This window comes from Pseudomonas sp. QE6 (assembly GCF_041379005.1).
Taxonomy (GTDB): domain Bacteria; phylum Pseudomonadota; class Gammaproteobacteria; order Pseudomonadales; family Pseudomonadaceae; genus Pseudomonas.
The window spans coordinates 4,066,023-4,081,890 of sequence record NZ_CP166873.1 but is presented as its reverse complement, the minus strand read 5'-3'; the positions used below and the strand labels follow the sequence as shown (position 1 = coordinate 4,081,890).

General features: G+C 61.0%; 8 protein-coding genes. 7 read left to right on the top strand and 1 reads right to left on the bottom strand.

Annotation, left to right across the window (positions count from 1 at the left end):
- Positions 1–10 precede the first annotated feature (10 nt).
- The 7 genes from ACAW63_RS18805 to ACAW63_RS18775 all read left to right on the top strand — a co-directional run bounded on the left by ACAW63_RS18805 (position 11) and on the right by ACAW63_RS18775 (position 13,625).
- The gene (locus tag ACAW63_RS18805; RefSeq protein ID WP_371227637.1) at positions 11–5,887 is read left to right on the top strand and encodes an MBG domain-containing protein; all 5,877 of its coding nucleotides are present in this window, start codon (positions 11–13) and stop codon (positions 5,885–5,887) included.
- A 2-nt stretch (positions 5,888–5,889) separates the two neighbouring features.
- On the top strand, positions 5,890–7,641 hold the full coding sequence (locus ACAW63_RS18800; protein ID WP_371227635.1) for a ShlB/FhaC/HecB family hemolysin secretion/activation protein: 1,752 nt from the start codon (positions 5,890–5,892) through the stop codon (positions 7,639–7,641).
- A gap of 18 nt (positions 7,642–7,659) precedes the next feature.
- Positions 7,660–7,884, top strand: coding sequence for a hypothetical protein (locus tag ACAW63_RS18795; protein WP_275607092.1), 225 nt, complete (start codon positions 7,660–7,662; stop codon positions 7,882–7,884).
- A 403-nt stretch (positions 7,885–8,287) separates the two neighbouring features.
- Positions 8,288–9,583 (top strand): OmpP1/FadL family transporter, encoded by a 1,296-nt coding sequence (locus ACAW63_RS18790; protein ID WP_371227633.1) that lies wholly within the window; start codon positions 8,288–8,290, stop codon positions 9,581–9,583.
- Positions 9,584–9,636: 53 nt separating this feature from the next.
- Entirely contained in the window at positions 9,637–10,308 is a 672-nt protein-coding gene (locus ACAW63_RS18785; protein ID WP_370599367.1) for a DUF3313 domain-containing protein, read from the top strand.
- A gap of 202 nt (positions 10,309–10,510) precedes the next feature.
- Positions 10,511–12,478, top strand: coding sequence for an alkyl/aryl-sulfatase (locus ACAW63_RS18780; RefSeq protein ID WP_371227631.1), 1,968 nt, complete (start codon positions 10,511–10,513; stop codon positions 12,476–12,478).
- Between the two features lie 148 nt (positions 12,479–12,626).
- Complete coding sequence (locus ACAW63_RS18775; protein WP_371227629.1) at positions 12,627–13,625, top strand: AraC family transcriptional regulator ligand-binding domain-containing protein; 999 nt, start codon at positions 12,627–12,629, stop codon at positions 13,623–13,625.
- A gap of 133 nt (positions 13,626–13,758) precedes the next feature.
- Here ACAW63_RS18775 and ACAW63_RS18770 read toward each other — a convergent pair whose 3' ends face one another.
- The gene (locus tag ACAW63_RS18770) at positions 13,759–15,687 is read right to left on the bottom strand and encodes an LTA synthase family protein (RefSeq protein WP_371227627.1); all 1,929 of its coding nucleotides are present in this window, start codon (positions 15,685–15,687) and stop codon (positions 13,759–13,761) included.
- Positions 15,688–15,868: the final 181 nt, after the last annotated feature.

The following is a 15,868-nucleotide window of genomic DNA, read 5'->3' as shown; positions in this document are numbered from 1 at the left end:
GGAGATTTCGATGAGCACTCAATCGAAGGCGGGAAAAGGACACCCTTGTTCGCCGCTCACCACCCTCTGCATCGCCGTCGCCCTGGCTTCGGCCGGGGCAAGCTTCCCGGTGACCTACGTACTTGCCGACAACCTGCCGCAAGGCGGCCAGGTCATCGGCGGCCAGGCGACCATCAGCCAGCAGGGCAACGGCGTGGACGTCAACACGTCCAGCGCCCGCACAGCGATCAACTGGCAGCGTTTCAATGTCGGTGAGGATCATAAGATCACCTTCAACCAGCCCGACGGTAAGTCCGTCACGCTGAACCGGGTGATCGGCGGCGACCCGTCGAAAATTTACGGCGCGGTGACCTCCAACGGCCAACTGATCCTGGTCAACCCCAACGGCATCATGGTCGGGCCACAGGCGCATATCTCCTCGAGCGCACTAGTTGCCAGCGCCGGCTTCCTCACTGAAGAACAGGCCAAGCAGTTCGCGCAGACCGGCAAGCTGGACATCGCCCTCACCGGCAGTGTCACCAACCAGGGCCGCATCACGGTGCACGACAATGGCATGGTGGCCCTGCTTGGCGCCCAGGTGAACAACGCCGGGATCATCCAGGCACGCAAGGGCATGGTGCAGTTGGCAACCGGGCCACAGGCCACCCTGGACTTCCACGGTGACGGCCTGTTGAACATTGCCGTGAGCGGCGAGCCTGGCGAGAAAGGCAGCGTCAATTCGGACGTGACCGGTGGTGTCCACAACAGCGGCGAAATCGACGTCGGCAACGGCACCGTGGCCATGAGCTCCGCCCGCGCGGCCAAACACCTCGATTCGGTGATCAACATCGGCGGCAACGTCGTGGCCGACTCGGTCACCAATGATGGCGGCACCATCGTGCTGGGCAGCTCCGCGCAGACCAACGTCTCGGGAAATATCAGCGCCAAAGGCATGAATGGCGGCCAGATCAAGGTGCTGGGTGATGAAGTGAAGGTCGCCGGCACCGCGAAGATTGATGCCAGCGGCACCCAGGGCAGCGGCGGCAAGGTGCTGGTAGGCGGAAGCTTCCAGGGCAAAGGGCCCGAGCAAGCGGCCAAGAACACAACCGTTGCTAAAGGCGCTCAGCTCAAAGCGGACGGTAAAACCGACGGCGGCCAGGTGGTCGTCTGGAGCGATGGCAAGACCCATTTTGGCGGGACAGCCAGCGCCCAAGGCGCCCAAAAAGGCGGCGAGGTCGAGACATCTGGCAAACAGCTGACGATATCGCCAGAGGCGGAGGTCAACGCTTCAGGCGGCCTACAATCGGGCACATGGCTGCTCGATCCGGAAACGGTCAATATCGAAGCAAATGGTGGCGCCCCCGGCAGCGACACTGTATCAGCAGCTGCCATAGTGAACTCGCTGAAAAACCAAAACATCACCATCAGCGCGAATAACCGGATCAACGTCAATTCGGCGATAGTTGCCCAAGATGCTGGCTTCCATGTACTGAAGCTTCAAGCAAACGGCACAGTTAAACCATTGACTGATTATGTGGACACCAATAATCCATTCAATGATGCCAAGCGTAACGATAGCGGCTCGGTGTACATCAACGCGCCAATTCTTCTCAAAGATGGGCATCTCGTCATTCTGGCAACTGGCGATGTCATGCTCAAAAACACTACCGGGCAAGCAGGTGGTGATGCGGGATATATGGGGCGCGCAATCATCGACGTTGGCAGCGGAACCATTTGGATCAAGACATCTAATAGTGGCTCAATTATCCAGGATGACGGAACGGCGCTAATTGGCAAAAAGATTGCTGCTGAAGGTGCCAGCGTTCTGCTTGACAGTTCGCTGAACCATGCCGGGACGTTGGCCGGGAAAGCTAGCAACGGCAAATTCATCTACAACCAAACCTCTTCTGCCTCCGAAGTAAATACTGGAACAGTTGAGAATCCAGGTGTCAATGGAGAGAGCATGACGGGCGTCGGCTCTACTGCCATCAATAAAGTTGGTGAAAAAACATTCAGAGAGAAGAACCAGGAAGTTCATGAATTGGCTCCTGAAGACGGCTCCGAGTTCCAATATCTTGTCTTCGAGTCAGGGACTGCTTTAAGCAATAAACAAATCGAAGTAGCCAAAGACACCTTCTATTACATCACCTCACTCACCTTCGTCGAACCAGGTGTAAATCCCGTGACCTGGGTCATAAGCGCAACAAGCGGCGGTGTAACCGTTACTCGAAATGGCGTTAACACCAACGGCGTGCTACCGCCGGGATTTAGTTTTGGGACTAACCAAGGTCAAGTTTCGTACACAAACAATGGCATTGGCGTACAGAACGGCGCTGGCGACATTAACAATCCAGTCGACCCAAATGGTATCAATCGAAACTATGCAAGCGGCACATCGGACAAGTTATTCGTAGACCTCGGTAGTTCAACAAAATCAGTCACCGCTGATCTTGCCGGGCTTTCTAACGGTAACCCTTACGATCAGGCCGTGGTGACTTTCCTGAGTGGACAAGACACCAGCAAGGTCGGTGGGGTCACGCTAAAAAATCAAACCGCTCAACTTGAAGGCAAAGTGCATGACGTCCAACGGGACTATGGGGACGCCAACCCTGAGTTTCAGGCCTCCGTGGGACTGACTGCCGGCGCATCCGAAAACAGCAAAGCGGTGAAGGGTGTGGACGATTTCGTGGATCGTCAGCTCAACCAGAACCGCTTTGACACCAAGGTCGAAACGAACACTGCTGCCAACGAACATTCCGATGTTGGCCAGTATCAAGTCGACGGCAAGGTGCTGGCAGACGGCTTCGTTGCTAACCGCTACCAGACCTCTGTCCAGGCGGGACAGCTGATCGTAAACCCGGCTGAACTCACTGTGACCGCCAAGGACAAGAGCAAGACCTACGGCGATGCCGATCCGAAACTGGACTATGAACTCTCCGGAGCCAAGCTCGGCCATACCTCGGAAGACTTGCTCAACGGTGGTGCCCTTTCCCGCCAGGCTGGCGAGAATGTTGGCCACTACGGCATCGACCAAGGTCAGCTGGATCTGAACAATGGCCTGGGCGGCAATTACAGGCTGAAGTTTGTTGACGGGCAGCTGCAGATCACCCCCGCGACGCTGGATGTTCCGGCAGATAACCAGAGCAAGGTTTATGGCGATGCCGATCCGTCGCTCACCTACCGGGTCACCGGTCTGAAGAACGGTGATAAGCAGACTGACGTTGTCGGCGGTGGTGGACTGAAACGCGATGCCGGCGAGAACGTGAGTACTTACGGGATCACCCAAGGGGACCTGGCACTACTCAGCAGCAACTACATCCTGCAATTCCACGACGGGATCTTCAGCATCACGCCGGCCAAGCTGACCGTCACGGCCAACGAACAGTCCAAGGTCTACGGTGATTCTGATCCGGCCCTCACCTTCGAGGTGTCAGGCCTCAAGCGCGACGACACCCAATCGAGCGTGCTGAACGGCGGCGCCCTGCAAAGGGATGCCGGCACTGACGTCGGAAAATATGGCATTCACCAAGGCACCCTGGATCTGAACGCAGCAGCCGGTCAGAACTATGTGCTGCACTACGTGGATGGTGATTTCTACATTACCCCCGCCACGCTGACCGTCCAGGCTGATGGAAAGACCAAGGTGTACGGCGATCTCGATCCAGCCCTCACCTACATCGTCAGCGGTCTGAAGAATGGGGATAGCCAGGCCGACGTTCTCGGCGGTGGGCTGGTGCGCGACCAGGGCCAGAATGTCGGCACCTATGGCATCCGCCAGGGAGATCTCGATCTGACGTCTGGGAAAGGCCAGAACTATGTCCTGAGCTTCACGGGCAACGATTTCAAAATCACGCCCGCGACACTGACAGTGTCCGCCGACGACAAGACAAAGGTGTATGGCGAACTCGATCCTGAACTGAGCTATAAGGTCTCGGGCCTGAAAAATGGCGACAAACAGAGCGACGTGCTCAATGGCAAGGGGCTTGGCCGCGACCCCGGTCAGAATGTCGGAGACTACGGCATTCGCCAGGGAGAGCTGGGGCTCAGTGAAAACAGCAACTATGTGCTGACCTTCGTTGACGGAAAACTCGCCATCACCCCGGCCACGCTTAAGGTCAAGGCAGAGGACAAATCCAAGGTCTATGGCGATGCCGACCCTGCGCTGACTCGGATCGTCTCAGGGCTGAAAAACGGCGATACAGCAGCCGACGTGCTGAAAGGCGCGCTCGGTCGGGAAGCCGGCGAGGACGTCCGTGCGGGTGGGTACACCATCCACAAAGGCGAGCTTGGCCTGAACAATACCCAGGGCAAGAACTACGTTCTGGAGTTCGAGGACGGCAAGCTGACCATCACCCCCACTAGCCTCAGGGTAACTGCGGATAACACGGGCAAGGTTTACGGCGATCTGGACCCATCGTTGAGCTATCAGGTCAGCGGCCTGAAAGGCGCGGACACGGCAACCCAAGCACTGGCCGGCCAACTGGTTCGCCAGGTTGGGGAGGATGTCAAGGATGGTGGCTATGCCATCAACCAGGGCAGCCTGGAACTGAACGGCAAGGCCGCACAGAACTACATCCTCAACTACCAGGGCGGCACCTTCACCATTACCCCCGCCACCATCATGGTGCGCGCGGACGACAAGACCAAGGTCTACGGCGAGATCGATCCTGCGCTCAGCTATCAGGTCAGCGGGCTGAAGGGTGGCGACCAGCAGTCTTCAGTGCTCAGCGGGAACATCGCTCGCCAGGCCGGCGAAGATGTGAAGGCCGGCGGCTACGCCATCGGCCAGGGCGACCTGAAGAGCACGAGCCAGAACTACCTGCTGCAGTATGTGGACGGCACTTTCACCATCACGCCTGCCACCCTGCAGATCGATTTCGACGACCACTCCAAGGTCTACGGCGAAATCGATCCGTCCCTGACCTACCGCGTGAGCGGGCTGAAGAATGGCGACAGTGCGGCTTTCGTGATCAGCGGAAGTGCAGGCCGTTCAGCCGGCGAGAACGTGGGCAGCTACGGCATCGGCCAAGGCTCGCTGGGCTCAAACGGCAACTACATCCTGACCTTCAACGAGGGCAAGCTGGCGATCACTCCGGCCGAGCTGACCGTCACCGCCGACCACAAGACCAAGGTCTACGGCGACCTCGACCCGACGCTCACCTACAGCGTCGCCGGCCTGAAGAACGGTGACAGCGCCGCCTCGGTCACCACCGGCAGCCTGGCGCGCATCTCTGGAGAAAACGTCACGCCTGAGGGGTACGCCATCACCCAGGGCAATGTCCGTCTCACCAGCGGCAACTACACAATGGTGTTCAAGGACGGCAACCTGCAGGTCACCCCAGCCCCGCTGCAAGTGACCGCAGACAACAAGACCAAGCGCCAGGGCGAAAGCGACCCCACCCTCACCTACAGCGTTTCAGGCCTGAAAGCTGGCGACTCCGCCAGTGTGATTCAGGGAAAACTGGCTCGTGAACCTGGTGAAGAAGCCGGTAGGTATCGGATTGGCCAGGACGGCAACTTCAGCGCCGGCACCAACTACACCGTGACCTTCAAAGACGGTGCGATGACCATCACTGGCCCGCTGGCTCCGCTGCCTCCAGAGCAACCTGGTCTGCCGCCGCTGCCAGTCACCTCGCAGTCCCCAGGTAACGCGCGCTGTACCGCCGTCGAATCGCCATCTGCCGTCTCGGCCAATTACTCGGTCTCGCCGGCCGTGATTCGCACCTACGCCGTGCAATTGATCTGCAAACCTCGCTCCTACGGCGACAAAACCAGCACCGTGGCGAACATCCAGGACGTGCTGAGCTACGCCAACAGCCACTTCAAGGATGGCAAGTTCATCGTCCCCGATTGGAACCGGAGCGTGATCCCGCATGACCTCAAGGCTCCGGCCAAGGGAGGGAAATAGCCATGAAAACGCATCCGTCGAACTTGAGTAGGCTGGCTGTGGCAGTGCTTTCAGGACTGCTGCTCATCAGCGGAACCAACGCAATCGCTGCCCCCCTGGGGCAGCTCAACCCCGGCCGGATAGAGGTTCCGGACAGGACTGGCAACCGCTCTTCTGCTACGCAGATGCCCGGCACGCTGGAACTGCCTGAAACCGTCATCACTCCTGAAATTGAAGAGGCCCCGCAGGAGATGACCGCCCTACCCGGCCACATGACCCGATTCCTGGTAACCAAGGTGAACATCGTAGGTGCGAACAGCTATCCCGTCGGCACCTTTGACTCGGTGGCCAAACGCTTGGAAGGAAACCAGGTCAACCTGCAGGAGATCCATGCTGTGGTCGACACGATCACGCAACGCTATCGCAAGGCTGGTTTCCTGCTTGCCAAGGCCTACATCCCACAGCAGCGCCTGGAGGGCGGCGTCCTCACCATTCAGGTCTTTGAGGGCAATGTGAACGATGTGACCTTCACTGGCCCGACAAACAAAGCTTTGGAGCGTTACGCCGACAACATCCGCAAAGAGACACCCCCTACGAGCAGGACCATCGAGCGCAACCTACTGCTCATGAACGACGTCTCGGGTAACGATAGTCGTGGGATGCTTCAGGCATCTCCTGTAGAGAACGGCACCGACCTCGCTGTCGAAAACGCCCTCCGTAAGTACGAAGGCTTTTTCGGCTTCGACAACAGAGACAGTCGCTACTTTGGGCCCTGGCAGGTCTACGGTGGGGTCGGGGTCAACGACCTCTCAGGGCGTGGCGACCACCTGGGTATCCGCGCCGGCAAATCGATTGAAGGCGACAAGATGACCTTCTTCGAGGGTCAGTACGAGTTGCCGGTGGGTAGCAAAGGGGACGTGGTGAGCTTCCTGGCCCAGCACAACGATGGCCATGCCGACACCTACTCGTTCCTCAACGCGAACAGCTCCGGCGATACCTTCGCGGTGCGTATCACTCGTCCATGGATTCGCCAACGCGACCAGACGCTCAAGACCTCGGCCGCCTTCACCTACTACAACGGCACTTCCGAGTACCTGGACGACAAGAGCCTGCCGCCTTCCAGCGAAGACCGTATCCGTGCGCTCCGCCTGGGCGCGAGCTATGACTGGTTCGACAGCTTCGGCGGCAAGAACCTGGTCAAGGCTGAATTGAGCAAGGGTCTGGCCATCATGGGCTCCAGCAGCGAAAGCCGGTTGAATCCTTCTCGTGAGGGTGGCGAAACCGACTTCAGCAAGCTCCAGGTCGATGCCCAGCGCCTGCAGGACCTGTCGATGCTCATGGATGGCCTGAACCTCTACATCGCCGGCACCGCGCAGACCGCCTTCGGTCAGCGGCTGCTCTCGCCCGAGCAGTTCGGCGTTGGCGGCAGCGAGTTCGGCCGTGGCTACGACCCTTCCGAGATCACGGGTGACAGCGGCTTCGCGCTCAAGACCGAGCTGCAGTACAACCGCATCCATACCCTGAAGAACTACGCGGTCCCGACCCAGTACTACACCTTCTGGGACTTCGGTAAGGTCTGGAGCAAGGACCCCACCTGGGTCAGCAGCGAAAGCCTGTCCTCCGCCGGGGTCGGCGCCCACTACAACGTCTACCCGGATACCTACGTCTCGCCGGAGGTCGCCTTCCCGCTGACCCGCTCGGTGTCCGCCAAGGAGATCGACCATGACAACGGGAAGGCGCCGCGCTTCTACATCAACTTCCTGAAGCTGTTCTAGGGACGGGAGGACAATGCCATGAAACCGCCATTCGACCCGCCCCGTACCATCCGTAGCGCCTCCTTCAACAACGACATCGCGGCCGAACTGTTGCTGGAGCTGCAGCGCCGCTACCGTCCGCCACCCGCCCTCGCCGCCCGCATCCTGGACATCGTGCAGCACATGGATGATGACGCCCGGGCGCTGGAGGCCCTGTATCAATCCATCGCCCAGCGCGAACTTCTGCTGATCCGCCGGGCCTAGCAGCGCAACGGGACGGTGACACCGGCGAGCCCCGCTTCTCCCGGTTCACCGTTCCGCTGCGGAAGAGGTCAGGAGCTCCTGCCTGCCCCGGTACGTCCTCAGAGATTTTCTTTTCACGACAGCCGATTTTCGGGAATTGAAAAGAACTCACTCCCAACAGCACCGTTCTACCGGGAAATCACCCGATTCCGCATCTTTGCCAAAGTTCTCTCTGAGAACCAATGGCTGTCGTCGAATGTGCACCACCGTCCAGATCGTCTTGCGTCTCATCTCTCAGCTTCTAGGCTGTCGTCCAACACCCGTTATCCACGTCATCCCGGCTCATGGCCCTGCAAGAGCAGCGAGGCAGAGCCTCCCACCGATCCGGATGCGCGGAACCATAGGCCAGAGTCAACAGCAGAGGATGCTCATGAAGGGAAACAGGAACCATGTCGCACGGATCGGTTTGACGTCTCTGTGCGGACTGTTTGCCGGGCATGCATTCGCCGGCGGCATCCTGATCTACGAAGCCGGCCAGGAAGGCGCCGGCCTGGCCAATGCCGGCTCCGCCGCCCTGGCCAGCGACCCCAGCGTGTTGATGAGCAACCCGGCGGGGATCACCGAGCTTGCCGGCACGCAGATCAGCGCCAACGCACAGGTCATCCTGGGGGACGTCCGTTTTTCCCGTGACGACAACAACCAGTTCAGCGGCAACGAAGGCGGCAATGCCCTGCAGTGGTTGCCCGGCGCCAGCCTCTTCATCAGCCACCAGATCGACGAGCGCTCGGCGGTCGGCTTCGGCATGTACGGCAACTTCGGCCTGGCGCTGGACTACGACGATGACTGGGCGGGACGCTATTTCAGCCAGGAAACCGCGATCATCGGCGTCTCCTTCCAGCCCACCATTGCGCACAAGTTCACCGACGACCTGTCCATCGGCATCGGCCCGCGCATCCTCTACGGCTATTACCGCAGCGAAATGGCCATCAACAACAACCTGCTGGGCCTGGTGGACAGGGCCGACGGCCAGCTGGAATACAAGGACACGGACACCGGCGTGGGGGTCAACCTCGGGCTGCTCTACAAGCTCAATGAGCGCACCCAGGTCGGCCTCGCCTACACCAGCAAGGTGAAGCTGGAGTTCGAGGACAGCCCGGACGTGCGCAACGTCAGCAATCCGATCATCAACGCGGCCCTGAACCGCCTCGATGTCGACTCGCTGGAGCTGGACCTGAACGTGCCGCAGACCGTGATGCTGAGCGTGGCGCATCAGCTCGACCCGCAATGGAAGCTGCTCGGCAGCCTGGGCTGGCAGGACTGGAGCGACTTCGGGCAGATCGGCGTGGAGGTGGACGCCAACGCCGCAGGTGTCGACCGCACCGTCGACCGCCAGTACAAGGATACCTGGCACGCCTCCGTCGGCGCGCAATACCAGGCCACGCCGAGGCTGCGCTGGAACATGGGCCTGGGTTACGACAGCTCGGCGGTCGACGACAAGGACCGTACCGTCGACAACCCCATGGCCGAGAACTGGCGCCTGGCGACCGGGATGAATTACCAGGTCGACGAAGGCCTGGACCTGCACCTGGCCTATACCCTGGTGTGGCTGGGCGACATGGACGACGAACAGACCAAGTCGCGCTCGGGCACCACGCTGTCGGGCACCTACAAGAACGCGGCCCTGCACATCATCGGCGGCGGCGCGACCTGGCGTTTCTAGCGGCTCCCTCTTGACCCCACTGAATACCGAAACCCTCCACAAGGAACGTTGTAATGAACTGGAAACTGTTGGCGTTACCGCTCTGCCTGACGGCCCTGACCCTCACGGGGTGTGCCAGCAAGTACGTCGAGCCCGAGAAGTATTCGGGTTTCCTGAAAGACTACAGCGCGCTTGAAGAAGACAAGTCGCCCACCGGTGCGCCGGTCATGCGCTGGATCCAGCCGGACCTGAACGTGAACCGCTTCACCAGCGTTTATGTCGAACCCAGCCAGCTCTACCCGCAACCCCAGCCCACCGAGAAGATCCCGGCGAGCACCCTGCAGGGCATCACCCAGTACTACGACCAGGCGCTGAAGACCCAATTCTCCAAGGCCCTGCCGCTGGCCACCGGCCCCGGCCCGGGCGTGCTGGTGGTGCGCCCGGCGATCACCGCCGTCAGCGCCTCGACCAAGGGTCTGCAGCCCTATGAAGTGATCCCGATCGCCCTGATCGCGGCCGGAGTCAGCACCGCCACCGGCATTCGCGACCAGGACACCAGTATCGCCACCGAAGCGGCCTTCCTCGACGGCGGCAGCGGCCAGGTCGTGGCCGAAGTCGTGCGCAAGGGCGCGGGCGCGGAGCTGGAAAACTCCTCCCAGGTCATGCAGGCCAAGGATGCCCGCGCCGTACTCGATGGCTGGGCCTCGGACATGTTGAAGTCCTTCCAGGCACTGAAGCGGCGCTGACCCCGGACTGACGAATTAGTCCCCGGCCAAGCCGGGGGATCCCCCACACGCTGACGGCGCCCAGCGCGCCCCGGTTGATGAAGTAACACATCAAAAATCGCTGGCAGTTATCTGGAAGGTACAGCGCAAAAGCAAGAAGGAGCTTGTAATGAAAGTCATCGCTCGACCCTCTAACCTGTCCGGCCAACGGACAGCAAGCGGCATGTGGAAACTCAGCGCGTCGGTCCTGCTCGCGGCTTCCATCTCGATGACCACCCAGGGCTGGGCGGCCGAGGCAGCCAAGCCGGCATCGGATGCCACCAAGGCGGCCAACGACGCCTTGCTCCAGGAGCTGCCGTTCAACGACAAGACTTCGTTCGAACTGGCCCACAAGGGTTTCATCGCGCCGCTGCCTCAGGAGCCGATCAAGGGGGCCTCCGGCAACATGATCTGGGATCCGGCCAAGTACGGTTTCATCAAGGAGGGTGAAGCAGCCCCGGCCACCACTAACCCGAGCCTGTGGCGGCAGTCCCAGCTGATCAATATTTCCGGTCTGTTCCAGGTCACCGACGGCATCTACCAGGTGCGCAACTACGACCTGTCGAACATGACCATCGTCGAGGGCAAGAGCGGGATCACCATCTTCGACCCGCTGATCTCGTCCGAAACCGCCAAGGCAGCGCTGGAGCTGTACTACAAGCACCGGCCGAAGAAGCCGGTGGTGGCGGTGATCTACACCCACAGCCACGTCGACCACTATGGTGGTGTTCGCGGCGTGGTGGATGAGAAGGACGTCAAGGCCGGCAAGGTCAAGATCTACGCGCCGCTGGGCTTCCTCGAACACGCCGTGGCCGAGAACGTGATGGCCGGCACCGCGATGAGCCGTCGCGCCAGCTACATGTACGGCAACCTGCTGCCACCGAGCGAGACTGGCCAGCTGGGCGCCGGCCTGGGTACCACCACCTCCGCCGGTACCGTGACCCTCATTCCGCCGACCGACATCATCAGCAAGACCGGTGAGAAGCGGGTGATCGACGGCCTCACCTACGAGTTCCTCTATGCGCCGGGCAGCGAGGCGCCGGCCGAGATGATGTACTACATCAAGGAGAAGAAGGCCCTTAACACGGCCGAGGATTCCACCCACACCCTGCACAACACCTACTCGCTGCGCGGCGCGAAGATCCGCGAGCCGCTGCCCTGGTCCAAGTACCTCAACGAGGCGCTGAAACTGTGGGGCGACGACGTGCAGGTGATGTACGCCATGCACCACTGGCCGGTCTGGGGCAACAAGGACGTTCGCGAGCAACTGTCGTCGCAGCGTGACATGTACCGCTACATCAACGACGAGACCCTGCGCCTGGCCAACAAGGGCTACACCATGACCGAGATCGCCGAGCAGGTGAAACTGCCGAAGTCGATCGCCTCCCGGTTCTCCAACCGTGGCTACTACGGGTCGCTCAACCACAACGTCAAGGCCACCTACGTGCTCTACCTGGGCTGGTTCAACGGCAACCCCGCCACCCTCAACGAGCTGCCGCCGGACGAGGAAGGCAAGCGTTACGTCGACATGATGGGCGGCGCCGATGCCGTGCTGAAGAAGGCCAAGGAGTACTACGACAAGGGCGACTACCGCTGGGTGGCCGAAGTGGTGAACCACGTGGTGTTCGCCGACCCGAGCAACCAGGCTGCGAAGAACCTGCAGGCCGACGCTCTGGAGCAACTGGGCTACCAGGCTGAAAGCGGCCCGTGGCGCAACTTCTACCTCACCGGCGCGAAAGAGCTGCGCGAGGGCGTGCAGAAGCTGCCGACCCCGGACACCGCGAGCCCCGACACCGTGAGGGCCATGGACCTGGACCTGTTCTTCGACTACCTGGCCATGCGCCTGAAAGGCCCGGAGGTGGCGGACAAGCACATCGCCCTCAACCTGGACTTCACCGACCTGAAGAAGAAGTACCTGCTGGAGATGGGCAACGGCGTGCTGAACCACACCGAAGGCCTGCAATCCAAGGACGCCGACGCCACGCTCAAGCTGACCCGCGACACCTTGAACAAACTGATGCTCAAGCAAACCACCCTCAAGGACGCGGTGGCCTCGGGCGAGCTGAAAGTCGACGGCAACCAGGACAAGCTCACCGAACTGATGAGCTACATGGACAACTTCGACTTCTGGTTCAACATCGTCACTCCCTGACGCTCCTACCGATGCCTGGAGGCATCGCCGGCAAACCATCGGCCCTGGCCGATGGTTTGCCTTTTTTAACGACGGGCTGGCGTCATGGGGCAGTCCGGGACTCGCACGGCCCCCAGCGCCGGACGCGTCAAGCAGGAAGCTACAGATCATGGACACAATTCGCGGCACGGCCTTTCTACAATTTGGCGAACTGCTTTCCGAACGTGGCGCATCGTTGCGCACGCACCTTGCGCCCCATCGCATCGGCATGGATGTCGTCGGCGACTACGAGAAGAAGTTCTCCTACAGAAGCCTGGTGCAGATCTTCGAAGGCAGCGCCCATGCCCTGGCGATGCCTGAGCTGGGAATGGAACTGGCGACCCGGCAGAAATCCACCTTGCTCGGGCCGATCCAGCACCTGGCGCAAACCGCCCCGACGGCGGGCGACGGCCTGATCGCGGCCGTGCGCTACATGCGCGTCTACAGCCCCTCGATCATCTTCCATATGGAGCGCCGGGGCGACAGCACCCTGCTCTGCTTCGACAACGCCCTGCCCTGCATCCAGGAAATCCCGCAGATCGTGGAGAAATCCCTGCTGCACGGCAGGCTGCTGATGACCGAGTTGCTGGGCGTGCCACTCAAGCCGAGCGCGGTGCTGCTGCGTCACCAGCCGCAGGCGCCGGCCTCGGTGTACCAACGCTACTTCGGTTGCCCGGCGCTGTTCGGCCAGGACCATAACGCACTGGCGATCAGCCTGCGGGACATGCAACGCCCCTGCGTGCGGCATGATCCCATGCTGCATTCGATCGTGAAGTTCTACCTCGAAGCCCACGCCAACCCCGATGAAAAGCTCGGCTTCGAAGTGGGCCGGCAGATTCAGACGCTACTGCCCAAGTATCGCTGCACCCTGGAGCAGATCGCGCTGATCCTCGACCTGCATCCCCGGACGCTGCAACGGCGACTGGCCAACGATGGTATCGACTTCGAAGAACACGTCGATGAAATCCGCCGGCGCCGGGCGGAACAGTTGCTGGGACAGTCCGATCTCACGGTCGGACAGATAGCCCATGAACTGGGCTATCGGCGGGCCACCTCGTTCTGCCGTGCTCATCAGCGCTGGTTCGGCATGCCGCCACTCGAACACAGGCGGCAGTTGAAAGCGTTGTAAACGCTGCTACGTAAGGTGGAGATCGGGAGACAGCCCTTCAGAGGCTCACTGATCCCCCCGGCAGGAACGCTGGCGCGTCTCGGCCTGCGTCGAGTGATCGGACAGGGCTGCGAGGCCCTGCCCGATCCGGGATTTACTGGGCCTGAACCGGCTTCCAGTCCAGCAGGTGGTGGGTGAACCCGAAGCTGGCCGACTGGTAGTAGCTGATCGCTCGCGCCACCAGAGGATCATCCGATTTCGCAGTCACTTCCTCGCTCGCGCCCAGGGCCTGGTTGTGACGGCGCAGCGCCGCGCGCGGACTCAGGATCGCCAGGTCCTTGCCGTCGAAGAGTCCCAGGTGCTGGTAGTTGCCGATCACCACGCGCGGCGGCAGCGTGTTTTCCGCCATGAGGTTGCGACCGTAGAAAGTCGAGGTGTAGCTCAGGTTGAGGATCGACAGCAGAGTCGGCGCCAGATCGAGCTGGCTCGCCAGCTCCCCGCGCTCTCCGACCGGCAGCAATTTCGGTGCATAGATGAACAGCGGGATCTGGTAGTTCACCACCGGCAGGTCTTCCTTGCCCGCGCTGCCCGCGGTGTGGTCGGCGACGAACACGAAGATGGTGTTGTCGAACCACGGCTTGTCCTTCACCGACTGGAGGAACTTGCCGATCGCGTAGTCGGTGTACTTGACCGCACCATCACGGCCATTGCCCGAGGGAATGTCGATACGGCCATCCGGGTAGGTGTAAGGACGGTGGTTGGAGGTGGTCATCAGTTGCAGCAGGAAGGGTTGGCTCTTGGCGAAGTCCTCGTCCGCGAGCTTGACGGCCTGTGCGTAGAGGTCCTCGTCGCTCATGCCCCACGCATTCTTGAAGTGGATGTCGGACTCCTGGACGCTCGACTGATCGACGATGCGATAGCCGTTGCCGCCAAAGAAGGCATTCATGTTGTCGAAGTAGCCACGGCCGCCGTACAGGAAGACCGCATCGTAGCCGACGGCTTTCAGTTGCTGCCCCAGGCTGCCGAAGCCGCTTTCGCGGCCGATGCGCTTGACGATCGAGCGGCCCGGGGTGGGCGGAATCGACAGGGTGATGGCTTCCAGGCCGCGGTCGGTGCGAGTGCCGGTGGCGTAGAAGTTGTTGAAGTAGAGGCTGTTGCGGCGCAACTCATCCAGGTTCGGCGTGAGGTTCCGCCCGTCGCCATTACTGCCCAGGTACTTGGCGCTGAGACTCTCGATCGTCACCAGGACGATGTTGTGCTTCTTCGGCATGCCCTCGTTGGAGATGGTCCTGCGGATATCCATCGGGTCGGTGCCGATGAACCGCGCATTGGGCTCGGCCAGTTCGGCGCGCATCTGCTGGGCCACCTCCTGCGCAGGCAATGTCGCGTAGAACTGCGGGTAGTCCAGCTCGTTGTTGCGGAATGCCGCGAAGAACTGGTACGGGCCATTGCTCTCCAGCTCGCGGGCATAGGTGTTCCCGCCCTGGGAGCGCGGACGGTCCTGGTCAACCAGGAACCCGGCGAGCAATGCCATCAGCACAAGCCCCGCACAACCCAGGATACGGCGGCGGAACGCCGGCACTTCCGAGGCGCAGATAGCCCGCAAGGCCTTGAGCAGTCCGAGGGTCACGACCAGCGAAGCCCCGGCCAGGACGCTCAGGAGCAGGCCGATGGGGTACGACTCGAGGATGTTGTTCAGGACTTCATCGGAATAGACCAGGTAGTCGACGGCAATGAAGTTGAAGCGAACCCCGAACTCATCCCAGAACAGCCACTCGGCCACTGCCGTGAACAGCATCAGGTAGACGCTGGCGAAGACCACCGCGGCAAGAATCCAGCGCCAGGAGGCCTTGCGCCAGAGTCGCGCCGGCATCATCTGCAGCACTACTCCGAGTGGCAGCAGCGCATAGATCAGGAAGCTCAGGTCGTAGAGCAGGCCAATGGCGAAGACCGCCACATGCGCCGCCCCCAGATCCGACAAGTGGCCCACCATCAGAACCACACGGGTCAGGAAGAAGACGATCAGCCACAACAAGGCAATCAGCGCGAGAAAGCGCGTCGGGGCCGAACGGAAAAATTGCATGGGTACATCCTTATCGTAATGCACCGGCCCTTGCGGCCTCCGGCGCTCTTTGATGTGCCGAAACCGGCAAGTGGCCGAGACTGTACGCCACGGAAAGAAAAGAAATTGTCAAATTGGACGCGAGCCCGGGACGGTCACGGTCCGCTCCGATAACCCGTGTTCGACCAGACAGTCGGGCGCT

Bases quoted from the DNA above. Each gene is read 5' to 3' on its own strand.
- ACAW63_RS18805 (WP_371227637.1), top strand. From the start codon at position 11: ATGAGCACTCAATCGAAGGCGGGAAAAGGACACCCTTGTTCGCCGCTC.
- ACAW63_RS18800 (WP_371227635.1), top strand. From the start codon at position 5,890: ATGAAAACGCATCCGTCGAACTTGAGTAGGCTGGCTGTGGCAGTGCTT.
- ACAW63_RS18795 (WP_275607092.1), top strand. From the start codon at position 7,660: ATGAAACCGCCATTCGACCCGCCCCGTACCATCCGTAGCGCCTCCTTC.
- ACAW63_RS18790 (WP_371227633.1), top strand. From the start codon at position 8,288: ATGCTCATGAAGGGAAACAGGAACCATGTCGCACGGATCGGTTTGACG.
- ACAW63_RS18785 (WP_370599367.1), top strand. From the start codon at position 9,637: ATGAACTGGAAACTGTTGGCGTTACCGCTCTGCCTGACGGCCCTGACC.
- ACAW63_RS18780 (WP_371227631.1), top strand. From the start codon at position 10,511: ATGTGGAAACTCAGCGCGTCGGTCCTGCTCGCGGCTTCCATCTCGATG.
- ACAW63_RS18775 (WP_371227629.1), top strand. From the start codon at position 12,627: ATGGACACAATTCGCGGCACGGCCTTTCTACAATTTGGCGAACTGCTT.
- ACAW63_RS18770 (WP_371227627.1), bottom strand. From the start codon at position 15,687: ATGCAATTTTTCCGTTCGGCCCCGACGCGCTTTCTCGCGCTGATTGCC.